Source organism: Gordonia sp. NPDC003425, from assembly GCF_053588635.1.
The window spans coordinates 12,642-35,078 of sequence record NZ_JBSFQI010000012.1 but is presented as its reverse complement, the minus strand read 5'-3'; the positions used below and the strand labels follow the sequence as shown (position 1 = coordinate 35,078).

17 protein-coding genes are annotated in these 22,437 nt (G+C 67.1%); 8 read left to right on the top strand and 9 right to left on the bottom strand.

Features of this window, described 5'->3' with window-relative positions; all coding sequences use genetic code 11:
• Positions 1-198: 198 nt before the first annotated feature.
• Positions 199-1,311, bottom strand: a complete 1,113-nt coding sequence (locus ACWDTD_RS14715) for an NAD(P)H-dependent amine dehydrogenase family protein (RefSeq protein WP_449747864.1) — start codon at positions 1,309-1,311, stop codon at positions 199-201.
• Positions 1,312-1,439: 128 nt separating this feature from the next.
• Here ACWDTD_RS14715 and ACWDTD_RS14710 point away from each other — a divergent pair, with 128 nt between their 5' ends.
• Positions 1,440-2,174: a glucose 1-dehydrogenase gene (locus ACWDTD_RS14710; RefSeq protein ID WP_449747863.1), complete on the top strand. Its 735-nt coding sequence runs from the start codon at positions 1,440-1,442 to the stop codon at positions 2,172-2,174.
• Between the two features lie 15 nt (positions 2,175-2,189).
• On the opposite strand, the gene ACWDTD_RS14705 is transcribed toward ACWDTD_RS14710, so the two are convergent.
• Positions 2,190-3,113, bottom strand: a complete 924-nt coding sequence (locus tag ACWDTD_RS14705) for an arsenic resistance protein (protein ID WP_449747862.1) — start codon at positions 3,111-3,113, stop codon at positions 2,190-2,192.
• A 151-nt stretch (positions 3,114-3,264) separates the two neighbouring features.
• Between ACWDTD_RS14705 and ACWDTD_RS14700 the strand changes: the two genes are divergently transcribed.
• From ACWDTD_RS14700 to ACWDTD_RS14685, 4 genes are all read left to right on the top strand, one after another.
• Positions 3,265-4,323 carry an ABC transporter permease gene (locus ACWDTD_RS14700; RefSeq protein WP_449747861.1) on the top strand — a complete coding sequence of 353 codons (1,059 nt, stop codon included), beginning with the start codon at positions 3,265-3,267 and terminating at the stop codon, positions 4,321-4,323.
• Complete coding sequence (locus ACWDTD_RS14695) at positions 4,320-5,156, top strand: ABC transporter ATP-binding protein (RefSeq protein ID WP_449747860.1); 837 nt, start codon at positions 4,320-4,322, stop codon at positions 5,154-5,156. The genes ACWDTD_RS14700 and ACWDTD_RS14695 overlap by 4 nt, the downstream gene beginning before the upstream one ends.
• Positions 5,153-6,022, top strand: coding sequence for an ABC transporter ATP-binding protein (locus ACWDTD_RS14690; RefSeq protein ID WP_449747859.1), 870 nt, complete (start codon positions 5,153-5,155; stop codon positions 6,020-6,022). Before ACWDTD_RS14695 ends, ACWDTD_RS14690 begins: the two co-directional genes overlap by 4 nt.
• A gap of 65 nt (positions 6,023-6,087) precedes the next feature.
• Positions 6,088-6,666: a TetR/AcrR family transcriptional regulator gene (locus ACWDTD_RS14685; RefSeq protein ID WP_449747858.1), complete on the top strand. Its 579-nt coding sequence runs from the start codon at positions 6,088-6,090 to the stop codon at positions 6,664-6,666.
• Positions 6,667-6,717: 51 nt separating this feature from the next.
• Here ACWDTD_RS14685 and upp read toward each other — a convergent pair whose 3' ends face one another.
• The 6 genes from upp to ACWDTD_RS14655 all read right to left on the bottom strand — a co-directional run bounded on the left by upp (position 6,718) and on the right by ACWDTD_RS14655 (position 13,647).
• Complete coding sequence (gene upp, locus ACWDTD_RS14680) at positions 6,718-7,350, bottom strand: uracil phosphoribosyltransferase (protein WP_449747857.1); 633 nt, start codon at positions 7,348-7,350, stop codon at positions 6,718-6,720.
• A 52-nt stretch (positions 7,351-7,402) separates the two neighbouring features.
• Positions 7,403-8,626 (bottom strand): URC4/urg3 family protein, encoded by a 1,224-nt coding sequence (locus tag ACWDTD_RS14675; RefSeq protein WP_449747938.1) that lies wholly within the window; start codon positions 8,624-8,626, stop codon positions 7,403-7,405.
• Between the two features lie 62 nt (positions 8,627-8,688).
• Positions 8,689-9,963 carry a GTP cyclohydrolase II gene (locus tag ACWDTD_RS14670; RefSeq protein ID WP_449747856.1) on the bottom strand — a complete coding sequence of 425 codons (1,275 nt, stop codon included), beginning with the start codon at positions 9,961-9,963 and terminating at the stop codon, positions 8,689-8,691.
• A 73-nt stretch (positions 9,964-10,036) separates the two neighbouring features.
• On the bottom strand, positions 10,037-10,636 hold the full coding sequence (locus ACWDTD_RS14665; RefSeq protein ID WP_449747855.1) for a class I SAM-dependent methyltransferase: 600 nt from the start codon (positions 10,634-10,636) through the stop codon (positions 10,037-10,039).
• A 305-nt stretch (positions 10,637-10,941) separates the two neighbouring features.
• Positions 10,942-13,167, bottom strand: a complete 2,226-nt coding sequence (katG, locus tag ACWDTD_RS14660) for a catalase/peroxidase HPI (protein ID WP_449747854.1) — start codon at positions 13,165-13,167, stop codon at positions 10,942-10,944.
• 36 nt (positions 13,168-13,203) lie between these two features.
• Positions 13,204-13,647, bottom strand: coding sequence for a Fur family transcriptional regulator (locus ACWDTD_RS14655; protein WP_449747853.1), 444 nt, complete (start codon positions 13,645-13,647; stop codon positions 13,204-13,206).
• Between the two features lie 116 nt (positions 13,648-13,763).
• On the opposite strand from ACWDTD_RS14655, the gene ACWDTD_RS14650 reads away from it, so the two are divergent.
• The 3 genes from ACWDTD_RS14650 to ACWDTD_RS14640 all read left to right on the top strand — a co-directional run bounded on the left by ACWDTD_RS14650 (position 13,764) and on the right by ACWDTD_RS14640 (position 20,916).
• The gene (locus ACWDTD_RS14650; RefSeq protein ID WP_449747852.1) at positions 13,764-14,738 is read left to right on the top strand and encodes a hypothetical protein; all 975 of its coding nucleotides are present in this window, start codon (positions 13,764-13,766) and stop codon (positions 14,736-14,738) included.
• A gap of 90 nt (positions 14,739-14,828) precedes the next feature.
• A complete protein-coding gene (locus ACWDTD_RS14645) occupies positions 14,829-15,260 on the top strand; it encodes a PPOX class F420-dependent oxidoreductase (protein WP_449747937.1) in 432 nt (143 codons plus the stop codon).
• A gap of 160 nt (positions 15,261-15,420) precedes the next feature.
• Positions 15,421-20,916: an ATP-binding protein gene (locus tag ACWDTD_RS14640; RefSeq protein ID WP_449747851.1), complete on the top strand. Its 5,496-nt coding sequence runs from the start codon at positions 15,421-15,423 to the stop codon at positions 20,914-20,916.
• A gap of 1 nt (position 20,917) precedes the next feature.
• On the opposite strand, the gene ACWDTD_RS14635 is transcribed toward ACWDTD_RS14640, so the two are convergent.
• Complete coding sequence (locus ACWDTD_RS14635; protein ID WP_449747850.1) at positions 20,918-22,360, bottom strand: MFS transporter; 1,443 nt, start codon at positions 22,358-22,360, stop codon at positions 20,918-20,920.
• Between the last annotated feature and the right edge of the window lie 77 nt (positions 22,361-22,437).

The following is a 22,437-nucleotide window of genomic DNA, read 5'->3' as shown; positions in this document are numbered from 1 at the left end:
CTCCGCTGGTCGAGCTGAGTGGTTTCGACAAGCTCAACCAGCGGAAGGGCTCACCCAGCCGAAGGGCTCACCCAGCGGAAGGGCTCGAGCGGCGGGGCGGGTGGTTTCGACAAGCTCAACCAGCGAAGGGGGCTCACCCAGCGGAAGGGCTCGAGCGGCGGGGCGGGTGGTTCGACAAGCTCAACCAGCGAAGGGGGCTCACCCAGCGGAAGGGCACCGCAGTTGCGCGGTGGCGACGGGTGCGGTGTAGGTGCCGGCGCCGGTCACGATGGGGAGATCGAGCGTGGTCCGGATTCCGGGGGGAGCGACGAGCACAGCGGGAATCGCGTTGACCACTCGGCCGACTCCCGCGACGATCGCGGCGTGATTGTGATCACCTTTCGCACTGGTCGGCATGATGTCTACCCGATACGACGGCTCGCCGGTGATCTCGACGCGATAACATCCGCCGGGTTGGGCGGGCTGGGGCCAGTCCGGTCGCAGATCCTCGCGCAGCCGCGTGACGTGTTCGACGACAATAGCCGGTGCGCCATCGACCATCCCGACGATCTCGAACCGCACCGCAGCCCTCGTGCCCGCGGCGATGACACCGGAGGCGATCTCGAAATCGTCTGGTGCCGGCTCACTCTCGTGATGTTCGACGATCTCGTCGATGGTGATGCCGAGTCCGCGAGCCAGGATCTGCATCGTGGTGCCCCAGGCCAGTCCGAGAACTCCCGGCAAGAAGAGCATGGGGGTCTCGTCGAGCGGTTTGCCGAATCCCATCACGTCGAACATCACCGTTGCTCCGTCGTAGGTGGCGTAGTCGGCGATTTCCATGCACCGCACCTGTTCGATGCGTTGGCAGGTGCCGGCGAACACGAACGGGATGAGGTCGTTGGCGAAGCCGGGGTCGACGCCGCTGATGAACACGCTGGCGTCATGGGCCCGAGCGGCGTCTTCGAGTTTGGCGATTGCCTTGTCGGGCATCACTCCCCACGGATACTGCAGGCCGCCGGGAGCGGTCCCGACGACGTCGATGCCGGCCGCCACGAATCGCATGATGTCGCCGAAGGCCTCGACCGGGCGTGTATCTCCCATCGCGCAATACACAACACACTCCGGGCGGGCGGCGATCACGGCATCGAGATCGTCGACCGCGATGATCCCCGTCACGCCGTCCGTCCCGGCGAGCGCCGCGGCGTCCCGGCCCACCTTCAGCGGGTCGGAGACAGCCACGGCCACCAGCTCGAAACGGGAGTCCTCGATGAGTTGGGTGAGGGCGAGTTTGCCCGCATTACCGGTACCCACCAGGGCTGTGCGGATGGCCATGTCGATGCCGCCTCCTCGCGCTCTATGTACATGTGTCCGGACGAATGTCCACTTCAGTAGAACACGTTCCCACCCGGCAGGGTAGAACGTGTTCTCATTTGCGCTCCGAGCAGGTACTGTGTGTCGCCATGGGACGTGTAGACAACAAGGTCGCAGTGATCAGTGGGGGTGCACGCGGGATGGGTGCCTCGCACGCCCGGGCACTGGTGGACGAGGGTGCGAAGGTGGTGATCGGCGACATTCTCGACGACGAGGGAAAGGCACTCGCCGACGAGATCGGGGAATCGGCCCGCTACGTGCACCTCGATGTGACGTCACCGGACGATTGGAAGGCCGCGGTGGCGACAGCCGTCGACGATTTCGGCACCCTCAACGTGCTCGTCAACAACGCTGGCGTCATCAACGGATCCACCGTGCAGAAGTTTCGCCTCGACAAGTGGAAACAGATTCTCGACGTCAATTTGACGGGCACATTCCTCGGAATCCAGGCCGTCGCGGATCCGATGATCGATGCCGGCGGGGGATCGATCATCAACGTCTCGTCGGTGGAGGGGTTGCGCGGAAGTCCTTGGGCGCACGGATACGTCGCCTCCAAGTGGGGAGTGCGCGGGCTCGCGAAATCTGTTGCGCTGGAACTCGCCCCACACAATGTGCGGGTCAACTCGATACATCCGGGACTCATCCGCACGCCGATGACCGAAGGAATCCCCGAGGACATGGTCAAGGTTCCGCTGGGGCGCGCCGCCGATTCCAGCGAGGTGTCGACGTTCGTCGTCTTCCTGGCCAGCGACGAATCGTCGTACGCCACGGGCGCCGAGTTCGTGATGGACGGTGGTCTCAGCGCGGACGTTCCGCACAAGTGAGTCGGGACCGGTCGGTCACGTAACCGGTATGACGCGCGGGATCACCCGGAGCAGGATCATCATGCCGATCAGTTCGACGGCCGTTTGCGCGACGACGGCCGCTGCGGCGATCCCCGCACCCGCGGGGAGCGCGAGGGCGAGGGGCAGCACGACGAGCGAGTTGCGGGTGGAGCCGGAAAACGCTACCGCGCGAATCGATCTCGCGTCGAGTTGAAACAATCGGCCGACCACCGTGCCGAGTACGGGCATCACCAGCAGGAACACCACGTAACACGCCAGCGCGCCACCGAACGGCCGCAGGTCCGCATCCAATCTACGGATCTGAGATGCGGCGACCAGGCCTAGCACCACGGCCATGAGCGGCACCATGACGATCTCTGCGCGGCCGACGGTTTCATCCCGCGCCGGATTGCGCCGCACCCAGGATTGCACCGCCCAGGCGGCTACGAGGGGCAGTGCGATCAAGGCGAGGAATGCCCGGAGGAAGGGCATCGGATCGATCGCGGCGATGCTGTCGCCGCCGAGGATGCGCAGATAGACCGGCAGCAGCAGGAACTGCATCAGGAGAAGCAATGGCGTTGCGGCCAGCAGGCGATCGCTGCGCGCACCGGCCAGGCCGCTGAACACGATGACGTAATCGATGCACGGACACAACAACACGAGCATGATCCCCAGGCGGATCGGGTCCGACGCCGGCATCAACGGTCGCAGCGCGGCCACCACCATTGGCACCACGACGAAGTTCGTGAGGAGCACCGCCGCAAGAAATCGGCCATGGCGCAGCGACGCGGGGAGCTCGGCGATCGGCACCTGCAGGAAGGTCACGAACAACAACGCGCCGAGCACTGGCGTCACCAGGTACTCCGCCGGTTCGCTGATCGACGGCACCAACAGACCGAGCGCGCCCCCGCCGACGAATGCCGACAGATAGATCGCCACCTGATGGCGGTCGAGGAACCCCGCCGAGTCGCACACGGACATGACGCCATTGTTCATCGCGCGACGGAGATGCATCAGCGCGCCGCGGAGGCCGCCGAATTAATTGAACAAGTGTTGACCTGTGCTCTGCGTCGGGACTAGTCTCCGAATCATGCGGGCGATGATCGTCAAGGAGTTCCGGGAACTGGTTCGTGATCGCCGGACACTGGCCATGCTGGTGGTGCTGCCGCTGCTGTTGCTGATCATCTTCGGGTACGCGGCCAACTTCTACGTCTCCTCGGTGCAGACCGCAGTGGTGGGACCGCAGGCGCAGCACGTGGCCGCCGGGCTGCCCGACTACTTCGATGTGACGGTCAACTCCACGACCGACACGGCGACCGACGCACAGAACCTGCTGCGCGACAACAAGGTCGACGTCGCGCTGGTCACCGGTGCCCAACCCGGCGCACAGATCCGGGCACTCGTCGACGGCTCGAATCTCTTCGCCGCGCAGTCGGCGGTGTCGGTACTCAACAAATTCGGCGCACGCGTGCACACCGAGGTGCTCTACAACCCGGGGCTCAAGACGTCGTGGGTCATGGTGCCCGCGATCATCGGTCTGATCCTCACGTTCATCGGCACCATCATCACCAGCATCGGCATGGTTCGAGAACGTGAGGCCGGCACTCTGGAGCAACTGGCGGTGATGCCGATCGCGCCGAGTCAGGTGATTCTCGGCAAGATCCTCCCGTACTTCCTCGTGGCCGCCGTCGACATGATCATCGTGACGGTGCTCGGCATCGCACTGTTCGGTGTGCCGTTCAACGGCAACGTGCTCACCTTCGCGCTCGGCGCCGCACTGTTCCTGTTCGTGGTGCTCGGACTCGGGGTGCTGATCTCCACCGTCTCGCAGACCACGGGGCAGGCTATCCAGACCGCATTCTTCTTCCTGCTCCCGCAGATCCTGTTGTCGGGCATGATCTTTCCGATCGACGCCATGGCCGCCGGGATTCGATGGATCAGCTACATCCTGCCGCTCACCTATTTCGTGATGATCTCGCAGGGTGTGATGCTCCGCGGCGCACCGATCTCCACGCTCTGGTTGCCGTTGGTGGTGCTCGCGGCGATGGCAGTGGTCGTTTTCACGGGCGCCACCCTGCGTTTCCGACGCGACCTGGCGCCGGGGTCGACGGGTCATCACCGCGACCGCGCCCCGGACGCCGCGTCATGAGCGCCGTTCGCGACGCGACGGTCCGGTTCGGCGACAAGATCGCTCTCGACGACATCTCGCTGGATGTCGAGCGGGGCCAGATCACGGCGGTGGTCGGTGGCGACGGAGCGGGCAAGTCGACATTGCTGCGCGTGTTCGCCGGCGAGATCGACCCGCGCGAGGGTGTCGTCGACATCCCGCCGAGCCACGAGATCGGTTTCCTGTCCGCGGGACCGGGTAGTTGGGCAGCCCTGACCGTTCGGCAGAACCTCGACTTCGTCGGCGGAATCTACGGACTGTCCGGCGAGCCACTGCGACAGCGACGCGAGGAGATGATCGACCGCGCCGGACTCGGCGTGGCCGCCGACCGTCTGGCACGGGACCTGTCCGGCGGGATGCGCCGAAAGCTCGGTGCGGCGATGGCCATGATTCATCGACCGACGCTGCTGATCCTCGACGAACCGAGTACCGGCGTCGATCCGGTCAGCCGCATCGATCTGTGGGGCATGGTCTCCGAGGCCGCCGCTGCCGGCTGCGCCGTCCTCATGTCGACCACCTATCTCGACGAGGGTGAGCGCGCTGGTGACCTGCTGGTTCTCGATCTGGGTCGTCAGCTGGTGCACGGCTCCTACGACGAGGTGCGTGCCGGTTTCACCGGGGTCATCACCCGCACCACGGACCCGGTGCGGCCGGGATGGTCGTGGCGCCGGGGGCGCGACCGCCACGAGTATTGGCCGGACGGGCCACCCGATGTGTCCGCGCCGTGCGTCGATCCCGACCTGGAGGATATCGTGATCGCACTCTCGATCCGACGCCGCGACACCGCCCCCACGCACGGAAGCGGCCGATCATGAACGATGCCCTCATCGAATCCCGTTCGGTCAGCAAGACATTCGGTGATTTCACCGCAGTCGACGCGGTCAGCATGACGATCGGTGCCGGCGAGGTGGTGGGACTTCTCGGAGCCAACGGTGCGGGCAAGACGACCCTGATCAGGATGCTGCTGGGTCTCTTGGCACCCACCGCGGGTTCGGTGCACCTGTTCGGCGGTGCCCCTGACCGCGCCCATCGGGCTCGGCTCGGCTACGTACCGCAGAACCTCGGCCTGTACCGGGATCTGACCGTCGCCGAGAACATGGCGTTCAGCGCAGGCGCCTACCGATGCGCCGCCACGCTTCCGGAGAACCTGCACGATGACGCACACACCCTCGTCGGCGACTTGTCGTTGGGTGCACAACGCACGGTCGCCTTCGCCGTCGCGCTGGCGCACCGGCCGTCGGTGCTCGTCCTCGACGAGCCCACCTCGGGTGTCGATGCGCTGTCGCGGGCGCGGCTGTGGGACACCATCCGGCAGCAGGCCGACGACGGGGTCGGGGTGCTGGTCACCACGCACTACATGGAGGAAGCCCAGCAGTGCGACCGGCTGTTGCTGATGTCGAATGCAGAACTCGTCGCCGAGGGCACCGAGCACGACGTCATCGGATCCACCCGCGCCGCGCTCGTGCGCACCGAGGACTGGCGCGATGCGTTCGCCGCGCTGCGGGCCGCGGATGTGCCGGTGGTGTTGTCGGGCCGCACCATTCGCGTCGCCGACACCGACCCGGAACGGATTCGAGCCATCCTTGCCCACGCCGGGCTGTCCGCCGACATCGATACGGTTCCGGCGACCATCGAAGAACGCATGCTCACCCTCGCCCGTCGATCCAGGGACGCGGTGTGACCGGACATGGTGCGACGCGACGGGGGCGTGGCCGACCCCCCGCACCGTCGAACGCGGACAATCGCTTGGCGATCTTGTCGGCAACCCGCGAGTCGCTGGCCGAGGTGGGCCTGGATCGGACCACCATCCGCGGCATCGCCGCGCGCGCCGGCGTCGACGCCGCGCTGGTCCATCACTACTTCGGCACGAAGCGTGAACTCGTCGGCCACGCCCTGCAACCGCCGATCGACGTCGCCGCGGCAGTGGGCGGGCCTATCGACGGTCCCGGGGCGGGCGCGGATTTCATTCGCCGGGCCGTCACGCTGTGGGACGGGGAACCACGTGTGCGCGAGCATCTGATCGGCATGCTGCGGGTGGCCTTGGTGAACCCTGACGTCGCCGAGGTGCTCCAGAACATCCAGCGCGGCATCGTCACCGCGGTCCTCGGGGCGGCGGTGCGCAGCGACAGCGCACCGCTGCGCTGTGCGCTCATCGGTTCACAGATGACGGGTCTTGCGATGATGCGATATGTGGCGCGGGTACCGGAGATCGTCGCGGCCGACGCCGACGAACTCGCCGACGCCATGGGCCCCACGGTGCGCCACTACCTCACCGGGGATCTTGGCGTCGGTAACGACAACCCGGTCGGCCCCTCGGCGCCCTGACCGACGCAAACCGCGAAACCTCTGACGAATCACAGTCCTTCGGAACGACTCTCACTCGGTACCGAAGATGCGATCACCGGCATCACCGAGTCCGGGCAGGATGTATCCCTGGTCGTTGAGCCCGCGGTCCACCGCCGCGGTATAGACCGGCACATCGGGATGGGCCTCGTGCAGCACGCTTAGTCCCTCCGGGCACGTGAGCAGACACACGAAGCGAATCGAGCGGGGAGCGTACTCCTTGAGCCGGTCCACCGCCGCGACTGCCGAATGTCCCGTCGCCAGAAGCGGATCCACCACCACCACGTCACGTTCGTCGAGATCGTGCGGCATCTTGAAGTAGTACTCGACCGGGATATGGGTCTTCGGATCACGATAGAGCCCGATGTGACCGATCCGCGCGCCCGGCACGACGGTGAGCATGCCGTCGGCGATCGAGGTTCCGGCACGCAAAATGGAAGCGAACACCAGCTTCTTGCCGTCGATCACCCGCCCGGTGGTCACCTCCATCGGGGTCTCCACCTTGATCTCGTGCATCGGGATGTCGGCCAGGACGTCATAGGCCATCAGCGTGGAGATCTCGTTGAGCAGACGCCGGAAGTCATTGGTGGACGTCTGCTTCTGTCGCATCAGGGTGAGTTTGTGCTCGATCAGCGGATGGTCGATGACATGTACGGTGCCGCTCATGGATTCGCTTCTTCTCCTACCGGGTTGAACTCGCGGGTGAGCACAGGGGCGTTCAGAAGACGGTGCCGTCGCTGACGATGTGCAGTGGCGGCAGTCCGTCGCGCGCTGCGGCCAGTTGCCGGCCCGCCGCCCAGGTGCCGCCCTCCAGCACGCAGGCCAACGGGGTGGTGGTGGGGTCGAGACCCAGACGAACGCACACGGCGGGTGCGAGCTCGTCGAGCAGCGCCACCGTCAGGGCGCGCCACTCCACGATGAACTCGTCGTCCACACGCCACGCGGTCTCCGACCATCCGCTCGAAAGCGGCTGCAGCACACCGGTGTCGATGAGCAGTCCACCGTTGCGGTATTCGGGGAGTGCGGTCAGGTCGTCGAGACCGGTGACCGTGACTCCGCCGTCACCGAACGGCTCGAGCAGCGAGTAGGTGAGCCACTGCGACAGCTTGTGAAATGGCATCCAGCCTGCCGTGAGGCCGCTGCCGGTGACGGCGTCGTGATGCCAGCAGTCACCGAGCGGCTGACCGCCGATCATCGCCGGCGACGGCCAGATCGATGAGAGATTCTCGAGCAGCAGGGTGAGGATGTCGTGGGCACGCACGGTGACGCCCGGCGCGGCGGGGCCTCGACCGGTGGTCTGGTCGGCGTCGAGGAGCGCGTCGGCGAGGCAGCCGGGCCGACCGTCGGGCCCGAACACCGCGGGCCGGTCGGCGAGTACGACCGCCAGCGTGTGCAGCAGATGCATTCGTCCGTCGAGTCCGACGAGCGGGTTGTGCGTATCCACCTGGAACGCCGCGGCCAACCGGTCCGCGCTCAACGCGCGCAGACCGGCTGCGTCCACGCGGAACGGATCATCGGCGTCACCGGAGAAGGCGCCATCGGCGAAGGCGTGCAGACTCGCGACCGCCAAACCCTCCGATCGCGAGAGTCGCCGGCCGGTGGTGTTCTCGTCGAAATGCCAAGCGGGGCCGGCACCCGCGTCGAGGAGCACGCTGACCACGGCCAGGTCGATCATCATCCGAATGCGCTCGGACGGTGTTCGCGGCCCGGCCCGTTCGGCCAGCCACGCCACCCGGTCCACCGACCCCACCTCGAAATGCCGCCAACGGCTGTGGAACGGCACCTCGAGTGTCGGATACCGCGAGCGGGTGACATCGGCAACGATCTCGGCAGCTGCGTCGAGCGCATCGTCATCGACGCCGAACCAGCGGGAGTGGCCGCTGCGTGCATCATCGAGCAGCCCCGCCGCGCGCGTCCGGATGGTGGACGTGGAACGCAGCATCGCCACCGCGCCCTCGACCGTGGCCGGGTCGTCGGCGGTCTCGGTGATGGTGCGGCCGCTGGTCACGGAACCAGACCTCGCCCCTTGGTCTTGCGGAGATCATCGGAACCGGGCACCGCTCCGCTGGTGAAGTACCCGGCGGCCATCTTGGCGTCGATCTCGACGCGGGCGTCGGCGGGGATGAGCGACTCGGGAATGTCGACGCGCTCGCCGACTTCGATACCCGATCCCGTGATGGCGTCGTACTTCATGTTGCTCATCGATACCAGCCGGTCGATGCGGGTGATGCCGAGCCAGTGCAATACGTCGGGCATGAGCTCCTGGAACCGCATATCCTGCACTCCCGCAACGCATTCGGTACGCGCAAAGTACTGGTCGGCGGTATCGCCGCCCACCTGGCGTTTGCGTGCGTTGTACACGAGGAATTTGGTGACCTCGCCCAGGGCGCGACCTTCCTTGCGCGAGTAGGCCACCACGCCCACCCCTGAGCGCTGGGCGCCGAGAATGCATTCCTCGATCGCGTGGGTGAGGTAGGGCCGACACGTGCAGATGTCGGAGCCGAATACATCCGAGCCGTTGCATTCGTCGTGAACCCGGGCGGTCAGTTCCACGTCGGGATCGGCCAGACCCCGCGGATCACCGAAGATGTAGACGGTTTGGCCGCCGATCGGCGGCAGGAAGACGTCGAGGTCGGAACGGGTGACCAGTTCGGGATACATGCCACCGGTCTCCTCGAACAGCACCCGCCGCAGTTCGGTCTCGCTACAACCGAAACGCTGTGCCACCCCCGGCAGATACCAGACCGGCTCCACCGCAGCCTTGGTGACCAGCGCCGCGCCGCTGGGCAGCAGCACCTCCCCGTCGGGCACCAGCCTGCCCTTGGCGATGGCTTCGATGACCTCGGGAAGGATGACGTGTGCCTTGGTGACCGCGATGGTGGGCCGGATGTCGTAGCCGGCGTCGAGGAGTTCGGGAAACGACTCGGCAACGGTCGCGCCCCACGGATCGATACTGACGATGGCTTCGGGGTCGGTCCATTGCGGATGCGGTCCGATCACGTCGGTCGGCGATGTGTTGGTGAGGTCTGCGCGATGCTCGCGTGAGAGCGCACCGGAAGCGACCGCCAGGGCGCGATACACGCTGTAGGAACCGCTGTGCGTCCCGACCACGTTGCGGTGTCCGCGAGTGGTGGTGGTGGCGATCACCGGGCCGCGTTCGGCAGCCGTGGCGGCACCCCAACAGATCGAGGGTGCGCCCAGTCCGCCGCTGTGCGAGGTCAATCGGATGTGGCCGGGCGATCGGCGTCCCGGGGCCGAACTGGTGGAGTCGGTGGACACGGTGTTCCGTTCTGTCGGGAAACCGCCAGCATAGTCACAACCGGGCGTCGCCGCCGCGCGAGAAGCGGTGCCCTCACACCCCTGCGTCGAGCGGCATTTGGTGCACCGAGACCGCGTAATCGCCGCCGGTGTACGGCGCGCGATCCCACGTCGACCACCTGGCGACGAACTCGAGACCGGCGGATCGTGCGCACTCGTCGTATCGGACGAGAGGAAGACGTTCGGCCGTCACACGGAATCCGGCAACCAGTAGGCCACCTGGTCGCAATCGGTCCGCACACCGGGCGACGACGGCCGGTTCGCTGCCCGGGCTGACGAAGATCATCACGTTGCCGGCGAGCAGCGCGAGGTCGAAGGTTTCGTCCACGCGCCCGTCGAGGTCGGCGAGGTCTGCCCGAACCCAACGGATTCGGGGCTCCTTGGCCGCGGCGCGCGCCAGCATGGACGGATCGGCGTCCACCCCGACCACGTCATGACCGCGCGCATGCAGTTCGATCGCCACACGTCCGGTTCCGCATCCCGCATCGAGCACGCGCCCGCCACCGTCGATGCCCAACAGGCTTTCGACGAGGTCGGCCTCACCGTGGATGTTCTCGCCGGCCGCGGCCAGCGCCTCCCAGCGGCGGTCGTAGTCCGCTCCGCGCGGCGCCGCCGTCGAATCCCAACGCGTCATCCTCTTCACTCTGCCACTCGTGCGCGGCCTCGTTCATTCGGCGACTCGGACCGGCGAGAAAATGAAGTGGCCTTCCGCGCAGGGTCGGGCCAGACTGACGGGTCACTGAATTCTTCAGTCCGCACTTTTCAGTCCGCATTCCATAGCCCGCAGAGTGCCCATCGGCATTCGGCGGCATCCTCGATCAGATCAGGTGTGATCTTCATGCGAAAACTCACCGACCGCTGAGGTGACGGCGCCCCGGGACGTGAGGCCCGGGGCGCCGCTCCGCTGTCGATCAGTGGGTGTCGATCGGTGGGTGTCGATCAGTCGAGGTCGTACCGATCGAGTTCGGTCACCTTGGTCCACGCGGCGATGAAGTCCGACACGAACTTCTCCTTCGAGTCGTCCTCGGCGTACACCTCGGCGAGTGCCCGCAGATCCGAGTTGGCGCCGAACGCCAGGTCCACCCGGCTGCCCGTCCACTTCTGCTCGCCTGAGTCGATATCGGTGGCGATGTAGGTGCCATCGTCGGCCGGCGACGGCGCCCACTCGACATCCATCCCCGTGATGTTGACGAAGAAGTCGTTGGTGAGAGTGCCGGGGGAGTCGGTCAGCACCCCGAGCGACGAACCCTGATAGTTCGCCCCCAACACACGCAGACCTCCGACGAGGACCGTCATCTCCGGCGGGGAGAGGGTGAGCAGATTCGCCTTGTCGACCAGATTGAACTCCGCGGCCAACTCGTTGCCCTTGCCCTCGTAGTTGCGGAATCCGTCGTACCGCGGCTCCAGATAGGCGTGGGAATCCACGTCCACCATGTCCTGAGTGGCGTCGGTGCGTCCCGGCGTGAAGGGGACCGTCACCTCGAATCCACCGTCCTTGGCGGCCTTTTCGATGGCGGCAGCACCGCCGAGCACCACCAGATCGGCGAAGGACACCTTCGGGCCGGACTCGGAGTTGAACGTCTGCTGGATCTGTTCGAGGGTGCTGATCACGCTCGCGAGCTCGTCGGGTTCGCTGGACTCCCAGCCGAGCTGCGGTTGCAGGCGGATACGTCCACCGTTGGCACCGCCGCGGTAGTCGCTGCCGCGGAACGTGGCAGCCGCCTTCCACGCGGTCGAGACCAGTTGCGCCACAGTGAGACCCGACTCGAGAATCGATGCCTTGAGGCTGTCGGCGTCGGCGTCGGAGATCAGCGGACCCTCCTGTGCGGGCACGTTGTCCTGCCACAGGTGGGTCTGCGCCGGAACGAGCGGTCCGCGATACCGGATCGCCGGACCCATGTCGCGGTGCAGCAGTTTGAACCAGGCCTTGGCGAACTCGTCGGCCAGTTCCTCGGGATGATCGAGCCAGCGACGTGTGATCTCCCCGTAGACCGGGTCGAATCGCATCGTGAGATCGGTGGTGAGCATCGATGGGTGCGTCTTGCCGTCGCCCTGGGCCATCGGGGCGGAGTTCGCCCAACCGTTGTTCTTCGGCTTCCACTGATTGGCACCGGCAGGACTCTTGGTGAGCTCCCACTCGTTTCCGTACAGGATCTCCAGGAAGCTGTTGTCCCACTTGGTCGGGGTGTGCGTCCAGGTGACCTCCAGGCCACTGGTGACGGTGTCGTTGCCGTGGCCGGTGCCCTGCGGGTTCTTCCAGCCCAGCCCCATCTGCTCGAGCGGCGACGCCTCCGGTTCGGGTCCGAGCACTTCGGCGTCGCCGTTGCCGTGCGCCTTGCCGAAGGTATGGCCGCCGACGATCAGCGCGGCGGTTTCCACGTCGTTCATCGCCATCCGGCCGAACGTCTCCCGGATGTCCTGCGCGGCAGCGAGATAGTCCGGATTACCTTCGGGGCCTTCGGGATTGACGTAGATGAGACCCATCGTCGTCGCGCCCAGCGGATTCTCCAGGTTGCGTTCACCGGAGTAGCGCAGATTGGTGCCGAGCCACACCGACTCGGCGCCCCAATACACCTCGTCGGCCTCCCACTCATCGACACGGCCGAACGCGAAGCCCTCGGTCTTGAAACCCATGTCCTCGAGCGCCACATTGCCCGCGAGTACCAGCAGATCGGCCCACGAGAGCGACTTGCCGTACTTCTTTTTCACCGGCCACAGCAGGCGGCGTGCCTTGTCCAGGCTGACGTTGTCGGGCCAGCTGTTGAGGGGAGCAAAACGCTGCATACCGGTGCCCGCGCCGCCGCGGCCGTCCTCGACGCGGTAGGTGCCCGCGGCATGCCACGACATGCGGACGAAGAACGGACCGTAGTGACCGAAGTCGGCCGGCCACCACGACTTCGAATCGGTCATGACCGCCTTGACGTCGGCGACAAGGGCCTCGACGTCGAGATCGGCGAGTGCGGCGTCGTAGTCGAAGTCGGGTTCACGGGGGCGGATGACCTGCGGATTGTGGGCGAGCACGCGCAGATTGAGCTTCTCGGGCCACCACTGCTGATTGCCGCCACCCTCGACCGGCGGCCGAATGTGCATGGGGCAGCCGGATTCGGCAGGCTCTGTCTGCGCCTCTCCGATCGGCGGATGCTCGGGTGTGGTCTGGTCAGACACGACATTCCTTTCGGTGATGAATACTTCGGGCTGTGATCACTGTCGTGACCCCGTCGATGAGGAGACCGCGCAGTCAGGGCACAGTCCCCAGTAGATGACCTCCGCCTCGTCGAGGACGAAACCCTTGTCGTCGGAGGCGATGAGGCATGGGGTGTCGCCGACGGCGCAATCGACGTCGACGATGGCTTCGCAACCCCGGCACACCATGTGATGGTGGTTGTCGCCGACCCTCGCCTCGTAGCGGGCGAGATGACCGGACGGTTGTATCCGCCGGACGAGTCCCGCATCGGTGAGCGCACCGAGCACGTCGTACACGGCTTGGCGCGAGATGTCGGGAAGCAGCGACCTCGCCGCGCCGAACAGCGTGTCGGTGTCGGCGTGGGGGTGTGCATCCACAGCCTGCAGTACCGCGACCCGCGGACGGGTCACTCGGAGGTCGGCTGCACGCAGTCTGTCGGCGTACTCCGGGGAGGAGGGCACGGCGACAGTATGCTCCCCAATCTGGATCGATTCAGGACTTCTCTCGAATTGAGACACCCCGGTTTCTCCGTGAACGCGCTCGCCGATCACGGGTATCGCTGTGGCAGGCTGGATCCGTGGTGCACGAGCCCGCCGACTTTGACGATGTGGCCGACTTTGACGATGTGGCCGACGAACTGTACGGACTGGACCCCGCAACATTCGTCGCTCGCCGCAACGACCTGGCCAAGTCGATCAGGCCCGATGATCGCGAGCTCGCCACGCGCATCACGCAGCTGCACCGCCCGACGACCGCCGCCTGGTCACTGAATCAGTGGGCTCGGCGCTCGCCCGACGAGGTCGACGAGGTCGTGGCGCTCGGTGAGGACTTGCGCGACGCCCAGCGGCGGTCGGCCGCGACGCAGATCAGATCACTCTCGCGTCGCCGTCAGGAGGTGATTGCCGCGGCGCTGAAGTCGGTCGGCGATGTCTTCGCTTCGCTGGATACGGAGATGTCGGCAGCCGTCGGGCGTGACGTCGCGCAGACGCTGCGTGCCGCGATCGCCGACCCCGAGGTCGCCGCGACATTACGTCGCGGACGCCTGGTCGGTGCCGTCGAGTACAGCGGCTTCGGACCCGCCGGGCTGGCCGTGGTCACCGACGCGTCGGCAGGGGAGGGGGTCGCCGATGCCCCCACAACCGCCGACCCGGCCGCCGACCCCACCGGGCCTGCCGAGCCGGATGAGCACGAAGCGGCGGCGCGCGCGGTCGCAAGTGCCGAGGCGGCGGCCACCCGACGGACGTTCAACCGGGCCGTGCAGGCGGCCGAGCATGCGGCCCGGCAGAGCTCGGCGGCCGCCGAACGGGCCGATGAACTGGGCCGGCGCGCTTCGGCCCTGCGCGAGGAACTCGCCCGGATCCGCGAGGAACTTTCCCAAGTAGAGGGCGAACTGCGGTTCGCCGACCGTGCCGTGACGACCGCCGCCGCGGCGCAGGTCGACGCGGCCGACGCGGTGCGCTCGGCACGGGAGGCCGCCGACGCTGCGCAACGACGACTCGACGAGTTGACCGAACCCCCGGAGTCGCGCACCGGGCACAGTCGTGGAGTGTGATGCGAGCCCGATCGCCAGAAGCGGTCACAGGTGCCGTGCCCAGAGGGTTCGGGCCGGAATGATGTGATGGACACGCCGGTTGCCGCCTACATGACAACCACCGAGTTCGACCCCCGTGACCTGATCGCCGCGACATCGATCGGAATCCTCGCAACCATCAGAGCCAGCGGCGTACCCCAGATGTCCCCGGTGACGGCGGCCTATGACCGTGAGTCGGACACCATCTACGTGTCGATGACCGAGGGGCGCGCCAAGACGGCGAATCTTCGCCGGGATCCGCGCGCCGCCATCGAGTTCACCGGTCCGGGCGGATACACATGGGCCACCGCCGAAGGCACCGTGACACTCACCGGTCCGTCGACAGACCCCGACAGCCCCGAGGTGGACGCCCTGGTGGCCTATTACCGCCTCGGTGCCGGTGAGCATCCCGACTGGGCAGAGTACCGACAGGTCATGGTCACCGACAGGCGAGTGCTGATGACGCTGCACATCACCCGGGTCTACGGTGCCAAGCTGAGATGAGCGCGGAGCCTCGCCGGTCGTGCAGGTGACGCGCCGGTGGCCGGTAGCGTACTCGCGCGTAGCGAAATCATTCGACAGAATCATGCCCGTCCGTCATCGGGAAGTGTGCGCGCTTGCCGATGGTGCCCTGACGAGGTTTTCCCGAACAGAAGGAGTCGTGATGTTCACCCGCATTGCCATCGTGAACCGCGGCGAGGCCGCCATGCGACTCATCCACGCCGTCCGCGGGCTGTCGGCCGAAACCGGCCGCCCCGTCGAGGTGGTGGCGCTGCACACCGACGTCGACCGCAACGCGACCTTCGTCCGCGAGGCGGACATCGCCTACGACCTCGGCGCCGCGGCCGACCGGCCGTACCTCAATCTCGAGGTACTCGAACACGCGCTGCTCGAGACCGGTGCCGACGCCGCGTGGGTCGGCTGGGGTTTCGTCGCCGAGGACCCGCTGTTCGCCGAACTGTGTGACCGCATCGGAGTCACCTTCGTCGGGCCGTCGGCGGAAGCGATGCGCACGCTGGGCGACAAGATCGGCGCCAAACTCCTCGCCGAGGAGGTGGGGGTGCCGGTGGCGCCGTGGAGTCGTGGCGCGGTGGACACCGTCGAGGCCGCCGAGGAGGCCGCTGCGGCCATCGGCTACCCGTTGATGCTCAAGGCCACTGCAGGCGGCGGAGGTCGCGGTATCCGGGTGATCAACGATGCGTCGGAGCTGCGTGACGCCTACGAGCGCACCCGCGACGAGGCCGCACGCGCGTTCGGTAGCGGCGTGGTGTTCCTCGAACGACTGGTCACCGGTGCGCGCCACGTCGAGGTGCAGGTGATCGCCGACGGCCAGGGAACCGCGTGGGCGCTCGGCGTGCGCGACTGTTCGATACAGCGTCGCAACCAGAAGATCATCGAAGAGTCCGCGTCGCCGGTGCTGGCCACCGAGCAGGTCGCCGAACTGAAGGCCTCCGCCGAACGGCTCGCGGTGGCCGTCGGGTATCGCGGCGCGGCGACCGTCGAGTTCTTGTATCACCCGGTGGAGAAGCTGTTCGCGTTCCTGGAGGTGAACACCCGCCTGCAGGTGGAGCACCCGATCACCGAGTGCACCACCGGCCTCGACCTGGTGCGGGCACAACTGCTGGTGGCCTCCGGTGGACGGCTCGAGGGCGAACCTCCCGCCGAGCGCGGTCACGCCATCGAGGCGCGACTCAACGCCGAGGACCCCGACCGTGACTTCGCGCCCGCGCCCGGTCGCATCTCTCGGCTGGATCTGCCCGCCGGACCGGGTATCCGGGTGGACACCGGCGTGGCCGCCGGCGACACCATCCCCGCCGATTTCGACTCGATGATCGCCAAGATCATCGCCTACGGCGCCAACCGCGATGAAGCACTCGGCCGGTTGCGGCGCGCGATGGCCGAGACCCGCGTCGTCATCCAGGGCGGTGCGACCAACAAGAGTTTCGTGCTCGAATTGCTCAGCCGGCCGGAGGTGATCGACGGAAGCGCCGACACGGGCTGGATCGACCGGGTACGCGCCGAGGGCGAGCTTGTCGCACAACGGCATTCGGCGGTGGCGCTGGCCGCCGCGGCCATCGACGCCTACGAAGAGGAAGAGGCCGTCGAACGTCACCGGCTGTTGTCCACCGCCTCTGGTGGCCGTCCTCAGGTTCAGCACCAGAGTGGCCGGCCACTTGACCTGAAGTTGCGTGGCGCGGCGTACCGGGTGCGGGTGGCGCGCATCGGCGCCCACCGCTTCCGCGTGGCGATCGACACCGGCAGCGAATCCCGCACCGCCGACGTCGACCTGGAGCGCTTCGACGAACACGCCGCGCAGTTCTGGCTCAACGGCGTGCGGTACCGCCTGGTCACCGACACCCACGGTCCGGTGCACCTGGTCGATGTCGACGGCGTGACCCACCGTGTGAGCCGCGACGAGGGTGGCGTGGTGCGTTCGCCCGCACCGGCGCTCGTGGTGGCCACGCCGCTCGAGGTGGGTGCCGAGGTGGAGGCCGGGGCCCCGGTGCTGGTCCTGGAGAGCATGAAGATGGAGACGGTGCTGCGCGCGCCGGTGCGTTCCCGCCTCAAGGAGTGCCTGGTGTCGGTGGGCACGCAGGTCGAGACGGGTGCGCCGCTGCTGCGCCTGGAAGCCGTCGCCGACGATGACGGCGACGACACTGCCGCCGAGGTCACCGACACGATCGACCTGGAACTGCCCGAGGAGCCGGTCGATGTGCCGTCGATCGAACGTGCGGCGCGTGCCCTGGAGGATCTGCGGAGCCTGCTGCTGGGCTACGACGTCGACCCCGACGACCGTTCGCGGCTGCTCGACGACTACCTGACCGCGCGGCGTACGGCGATCGAGGACGGCAGGCGGCCGCTGGCCGACGAGCTCGAGCTGATCACCGTGTTCGCCGATCTCGCCGAGCTCAGCCAGAACCGTCCGTCCGGCGAGACCAACGGTGACGAACACGTCCGCAGTGCACGCGAGAACTTTCACACCTACCTGCAGAGTCTCGAGGTGGAGCGCGACGGGCTGCCGGAGACATTCCACGAGCAACTGCGCCGCGCGCTGGTGCATTACGGGGTCACCGAACTCGATCGCAGCCCCGAACTAGAGGCCGCGGTGTTCCGGATCTTCCTGGCGCTGAACAACCCGTCGGAGTCGATCACGGTGATCTCCACCCTGCTGCGTGAATGGCTCGGCGAACCCACACCTCGCGACGAGTTGCAGGATGCGGTGAGCACGGCACTCGACCGGCTGGTGGCCGCCGCGCAGGTACGCTATCCCGCGGTCGCCGACCTCGGCCGTGGCGTCGTGTACTCGTGGTATGGGCAGCCGTTGCTGCGTCGCAACCGTGCGCGCGTATATGGCAACGTCCGTGCCCATCTGCGTTACCTCGACGAGCACCCCGACGTTCCCGACCGCGCCGAACGCATCGTGGAGATGGTGTCGAGTACCGAACCACTGGTCCGTCTGCTCGCGCAGCGCCTCGTGCGCGGCGCCGAGGACAACACGGTGATGCTGGAGGTGCTCACCCGGCGCTACTACGGCAACAAGGGACTGTCTGATCTGCGCACCGAACACGCGGGCGGCGCGACATTCGTGGTGGCTGAACGCGACGGCGCCAGTCTGGTGTCGGCGGCGCTGCGTTTCGACGAACTCGGCGACACACTCGACGGGCTCGGTCAGTTGGCGCGCGAGCGGGCTTCGGTCGACGTCGACCTGTACGTGAGCTGGGAGCAGCAGCCCGACGGTTTCGACGCGATGGCCGACGCGCTCGGCACCGTCATCTCCGCCCGTTCGTTGCCGCGCAGCGTGCACCGGATCACGATCACCGTCGCCGGCAGCGACGGTGCGCTCATGCATCACCACTTCACTTTCCGGCCGTCGGCGACGGGGATGACCGAGGAGCGGCTGATCCGCGGACTTCACCCCTACATCGCGCAACGGATGCGGATGGAACGGTTGCGGAAGTTCGATCTCACGCGACTGCCCTCGTCCGACGACGAAGAGGTGTATCTGTTCCGTGCGGTGGCCCGCGACAATCCGCGCGACGACCGGCTGATCGCGTTCGCGCAGGTCCGCGACCTCAGCGCGCTGCGCGAACACGACGGCAGGCTCCTGACGCTGCCCACGGCCGAGACGACGCTCGCCTCGTGCGTCGACTCGATCCGCCGCGCGCAGCGCAACTCCGATCGCCCGTCCAACAACACCAATCGGATCGTGTTGTACGTCTGGCCGCCGATTGCCGCGACCGCAGCCGACCTCGACACCATCGCCGACCACATCCGGGCCACCACCGTGGGGGTGGGCCTGGAAGAGGTGCTGCTGATCGCGCGCCGCCGCGACGCCGAGACCGGTGCACTCACCAAGGTGGCGGTGCGGTTCGCGATCAGCGCCACCGGGGATATCGGCGTCACCGTCGGCAAACCGTCGACCGAGCCCATCGAGCCGGCCGACGAGTACCGGCAGAAGGTGCTCGGCGCCGCGCGGCGCGGCACGGTGTATCCCTACGAACTCGCCGGGCTACTGGGCGATTTCACCGAGTACGACCTCGACGACGACTACCGGCTGGTGCCGGTGGACCGGCCGATGGGGCGCAACACGGCGGGCCTCGTGGTCGGTGTGGTCACCACCGCCACCATCAAGTATCCGCAGGGCGTCACCCGTGTGGTGCTGCTCGGCGACCCGACCAAATCGCTTGGGGCACTGTCCGAGCCGGAATGTATGCGGGTGATCGCGGGCCTCGATCTCGCCGAACGCCTCGGTGTGCCGCTCGAATGGTATGCCCTGTCGTCGGGCGCCAGGATCTCCATGGACTCGGGAACCGAGAACATGGACTGGGTGGCCCGCGCGCTCAAGCGAGTGGTCGAGTTCACTCAAGCCGGCGGCGAGATCAACATCGTCGTCGCCGGGATCAACGTCGGCGCGCAGCCGTACTGGAACGCCGAGGCGACGATGTTGATGCACACCAAGGGCATTCTGGTGATGACACCCGACTCCGCGATGGTGCTGACCGGCAAGCAGTCCCTCGACTTCTCCGGCGGAGTGTCGGCCGAGGACAACTTCGGCATCGGCGGCTACGACCGGGTGATGGGCCCCAATGGGCAGGCGCAGTACTGGGCGCCCAATCTCGGTGCGGCACGAGATGTCCTGATGGCCCACTACGACCACACCTACATCGCGCCCGGTGAACTCACCCCGCGCCGTGCGGTCACCGCGGACCCGATCGACCGCGACGTCTCCGACTATCCGCACGTGATGGAGGGCAGTGATTTCACCACGGTGGGACAGATCTTCTCCGCTGCCACCAACCCGGATCGCAAGAAGCCGTTCGACATCCGGACCGTGATGCGGGCGGTCGCCGACCAGGACCAGTCGGTGCTCGAGCGGTGGGCGGCCATGGCGGACGCCGAGACAGCCGTGGTCTGCGACGTCCACCTCGGTGGTATCCCGGTCTGCCTGCTCGGTATTGAGTCGCGCGAGGTGGCCCGTCGCGGGTACAAGCCGACCGACGGCCCCGACGCCTACACTGCCGGCACGCTGTTCCCGAACTCCTCGAAGAAGGCGGCCCGCGCGATCAACAGCGCGAGCGGCAACCGCCCGCTGGTGGTGCTGGCCAATTTGTCCGGATTCGACGGTTCGCCGGAGTCGATGCGGAAACTGCAGCTGGAGTACGGGGCCGAGATCGGTCGTGCCATCGTCAATTTCGAGGGCCCGATCGTGTTCTGCGTGATCTCGCGGTATCACGGCGGTGCGTTCGTGGTGTTCTCCAAGGCGCTCAACCCCAACATGACGGTGTTGGCCATCGACGGGTCGTTCGCCTCCGTACTCGGTGGAGCACCCGCGGCGGCTGTGGTGTTCGCCGGTGAGGTCCGCAAGCGCACCGGTGCCGACCCGCGGGTTCGCGAGCTCGAGGCGCGGGTGGCCACCGTGTTCGGTACCGACCGTTCGGCGGCCAGCGCTGAACTCGCCGAGATGCGACAGTCGGTGCGGGCCGAGAAGATCAGCGAGATCGCCGCCGAGTTCGATGCGGTGCACAACATCCACCGGGCCGTCGAGGTGGGGTCGGTCGACGCCGTGATCGAGGCCGCCGAACTGCGACCGAGGATCATCGCGGCCATCGAGGGCAGTGAACTGTGGACGCAGCAGGGAGCTCACGTTTCCACGCACTGAGTCACACGGTCGCTGGTTCGGCGACGGACTCAGCGTGGCGTGACGGTGTCTTCGCGGGCATGGCCTGCGCTATCAGGGCGCCGGCCGCAACCACTGCGATCATCACCAACAGTGCTGCGCGGTAACCCGATTGGAATCCACTGTGCTCGGACACCGAGCTGTAGACGGTTCCCACCACAGCGGCACCCAGCGCGATGGAAAGCGCCTGCGCGGTGTTGAAGACTCCCGACGCGGCACCGGCCAGACGGACCGGGACGTCGTTGAGCACCAGGAGTCCGGCGGATCCGACGATCGCGCCGAAGCCCAGCCCCGACACCGCCAGGGCGACGGCGAACCAGACTGCGGGATGAGTGGACTGCTCGGCGAGATACATCAGCACCATGCCCACGGCGAGAACCACCGCCCCCAGCTGCAGAATGCGTTTGCCGAGCCGGAAGGCGAGCACTGTCGCGGCGAGTCCCGCCGAGATCGGCACGGCCACGGAGAACGGGATCCACATGAGTCCGGCGTGCAGCACCGACCACCCGAGTGCGAGCTGCACATGCAGTGACTGCACGAGGAAGTAGCCGCCGGTGGGCACCATCAGGGTGGCGAAGGTGGCCAGCCCTGTGGTGAACGACCGGGTGGCGAACAGTTGCGGCGGCACCATCGGCTCGACACCGATTCGGGCCAGCGCGACCTGTCGTCGTGCGAAGACCGCGAGTCCCCCGAATCCGGCCACCATTGCCACGAAACCCCATGCGGGCCAGTCATGGTCGGGTCCCAGCGTGATCGGTAGCATGATCGCGGCCAGCGATCCGCCGAGAAGTGCCGCGGATCCGACGGTGATCGGTGTCGACGTCTGCGCGCGTGACTCGGGTATGAAGGCGATCGCCGCGACGATGGCGATCACCGCGATGGGAATGTTGATGAGGAAAACCGGTCGCCAGGACAGGCCGAACCAATCACCGCTGGTGATCACGGCGCCGAGGATGGGGCCGGTGACGGCGGCCAGGCCGATGACCGAGGTGAACATCCCCATGGCCTTGCCTCGTTCAGCAGGCGGGTAGAGCACCTGGATGTTGCTGAGCACCTGCGGCACCATCAACGCGGCCGCAGCGCCCTGCAGGAGGCGGAAGAGCACGAGTTGCAGGGGATCGGCGGCCAGTCCGCAGGCAAGTGATGTGAGACCGAAGGCGGCCAGGCCGGCGATGAAGAGCCGCCGCCTGCCGAGGTTGTCTCCCAGTCTGGCTCCCAGGATGAGGCCCACCGCGTAGGTGAGGGGGTAGCCGGCGACCACCCACTGCAGTGCGCCGGCGGACGCCCCGAGATCGACCTGCATGGTGCGTAGTGCGACGTTGACGACGGTGGCGTCCATCAGTTCCATGAACGACGCGGCGAGGAGGCAGATCAGGGCAACGGTTCTGGCGCGCCCGGTGGGCGACGGAGTTGTCGTGGTGGTCATCGCTTGCTCCCGTGAACGGAGGAGGTGGTGCTCTGGACAACGACGACGCTATAGGGGATCGCGGACGGGTACGGTCC

Excerpts from the sequence above, each read along its gene's own strand:
- ACWDTD_RS14715 (WP_449747864.1), bottom strand. The coding sequence starts at position 1,311 with ATGGCCATCCGCACAGCCCTGGTGGGTACCGGTAATGCGGGCAAACTC.
- ACWDTD_RS14710 (WP_449747863.1), top strand. The coding sequence starts at position 1,440 with ATGGGACGTGTAGACAACAAGGTCGCAGTGATCAGTGGGGGTGCACGC.
- ACWDTD_RS14700 (WP_449747861.1), top strand. The coding sequence starts at position 3,265 with ATGCGGGCGATGATCGTCAAGGAGTTCCGGGAACTGGTTCGTGATCGC.
- ACWDTD_RS14695 (WP_449747860.1), top strand. The coding sequence starts at position 4,320 with ATGAGCGCCGTTCGCGACGCGACGGTCCGGTTCGGCGACAAGATCGCT.
- ACWDTD_RS14690 (WP_449747859.1), top strand. The coding sequence starts at position 5,153 with ATGAACGATGCCCTCATCGAATCCCGTTCGGTCAGCAAGACATTCGGT.
- upp (WP_449747857.1), bottom strand. The coding sequence starts at position 7,350 with ATGAGCGGCACCGTACATGTCATCGACCATCCGCTGATCGAGCACAAA.
- ACWDTD_RS14675 (WP_449747938.1), bottom strand. The coding sequence starts at position 8,626 with ATGCTGCGTTCCACGTCCACCATCCGGACGCGCGCGGCGGGGCTGCTC.
- ACWDTD_RS14665 (WP_449747855.1), bottom strand. The coding sequence starts at position 10,636 with ATGACGCGTTGGGATTCGACGGCGGCGCCGCGCGGAGCGGACTACGAC.
- ACWDTD_RS14645 (WP_449747937.1), top strand. The coding sequence starts at position 14,829 with ATGACAACCACCGAGTTCGACCCCCGTGACCTGATCGCCGCGACATCG.
- ACWDTD_RS14640 (WP_449747851.1), top strand. The coding sequence starts at position 15,421 with ATGTTCACCCGCATTGCCATCGTGAACCGCGGCGAGGCCGCCATGCGA.
- ACWDTD_RS14635 (WP_449747850.1), bottom strand. The coding sequence starts at position 22,360 with ATGACCACCACGACAACTCCGTCGCCCACCGGGCGCGCCAGAACCGTT.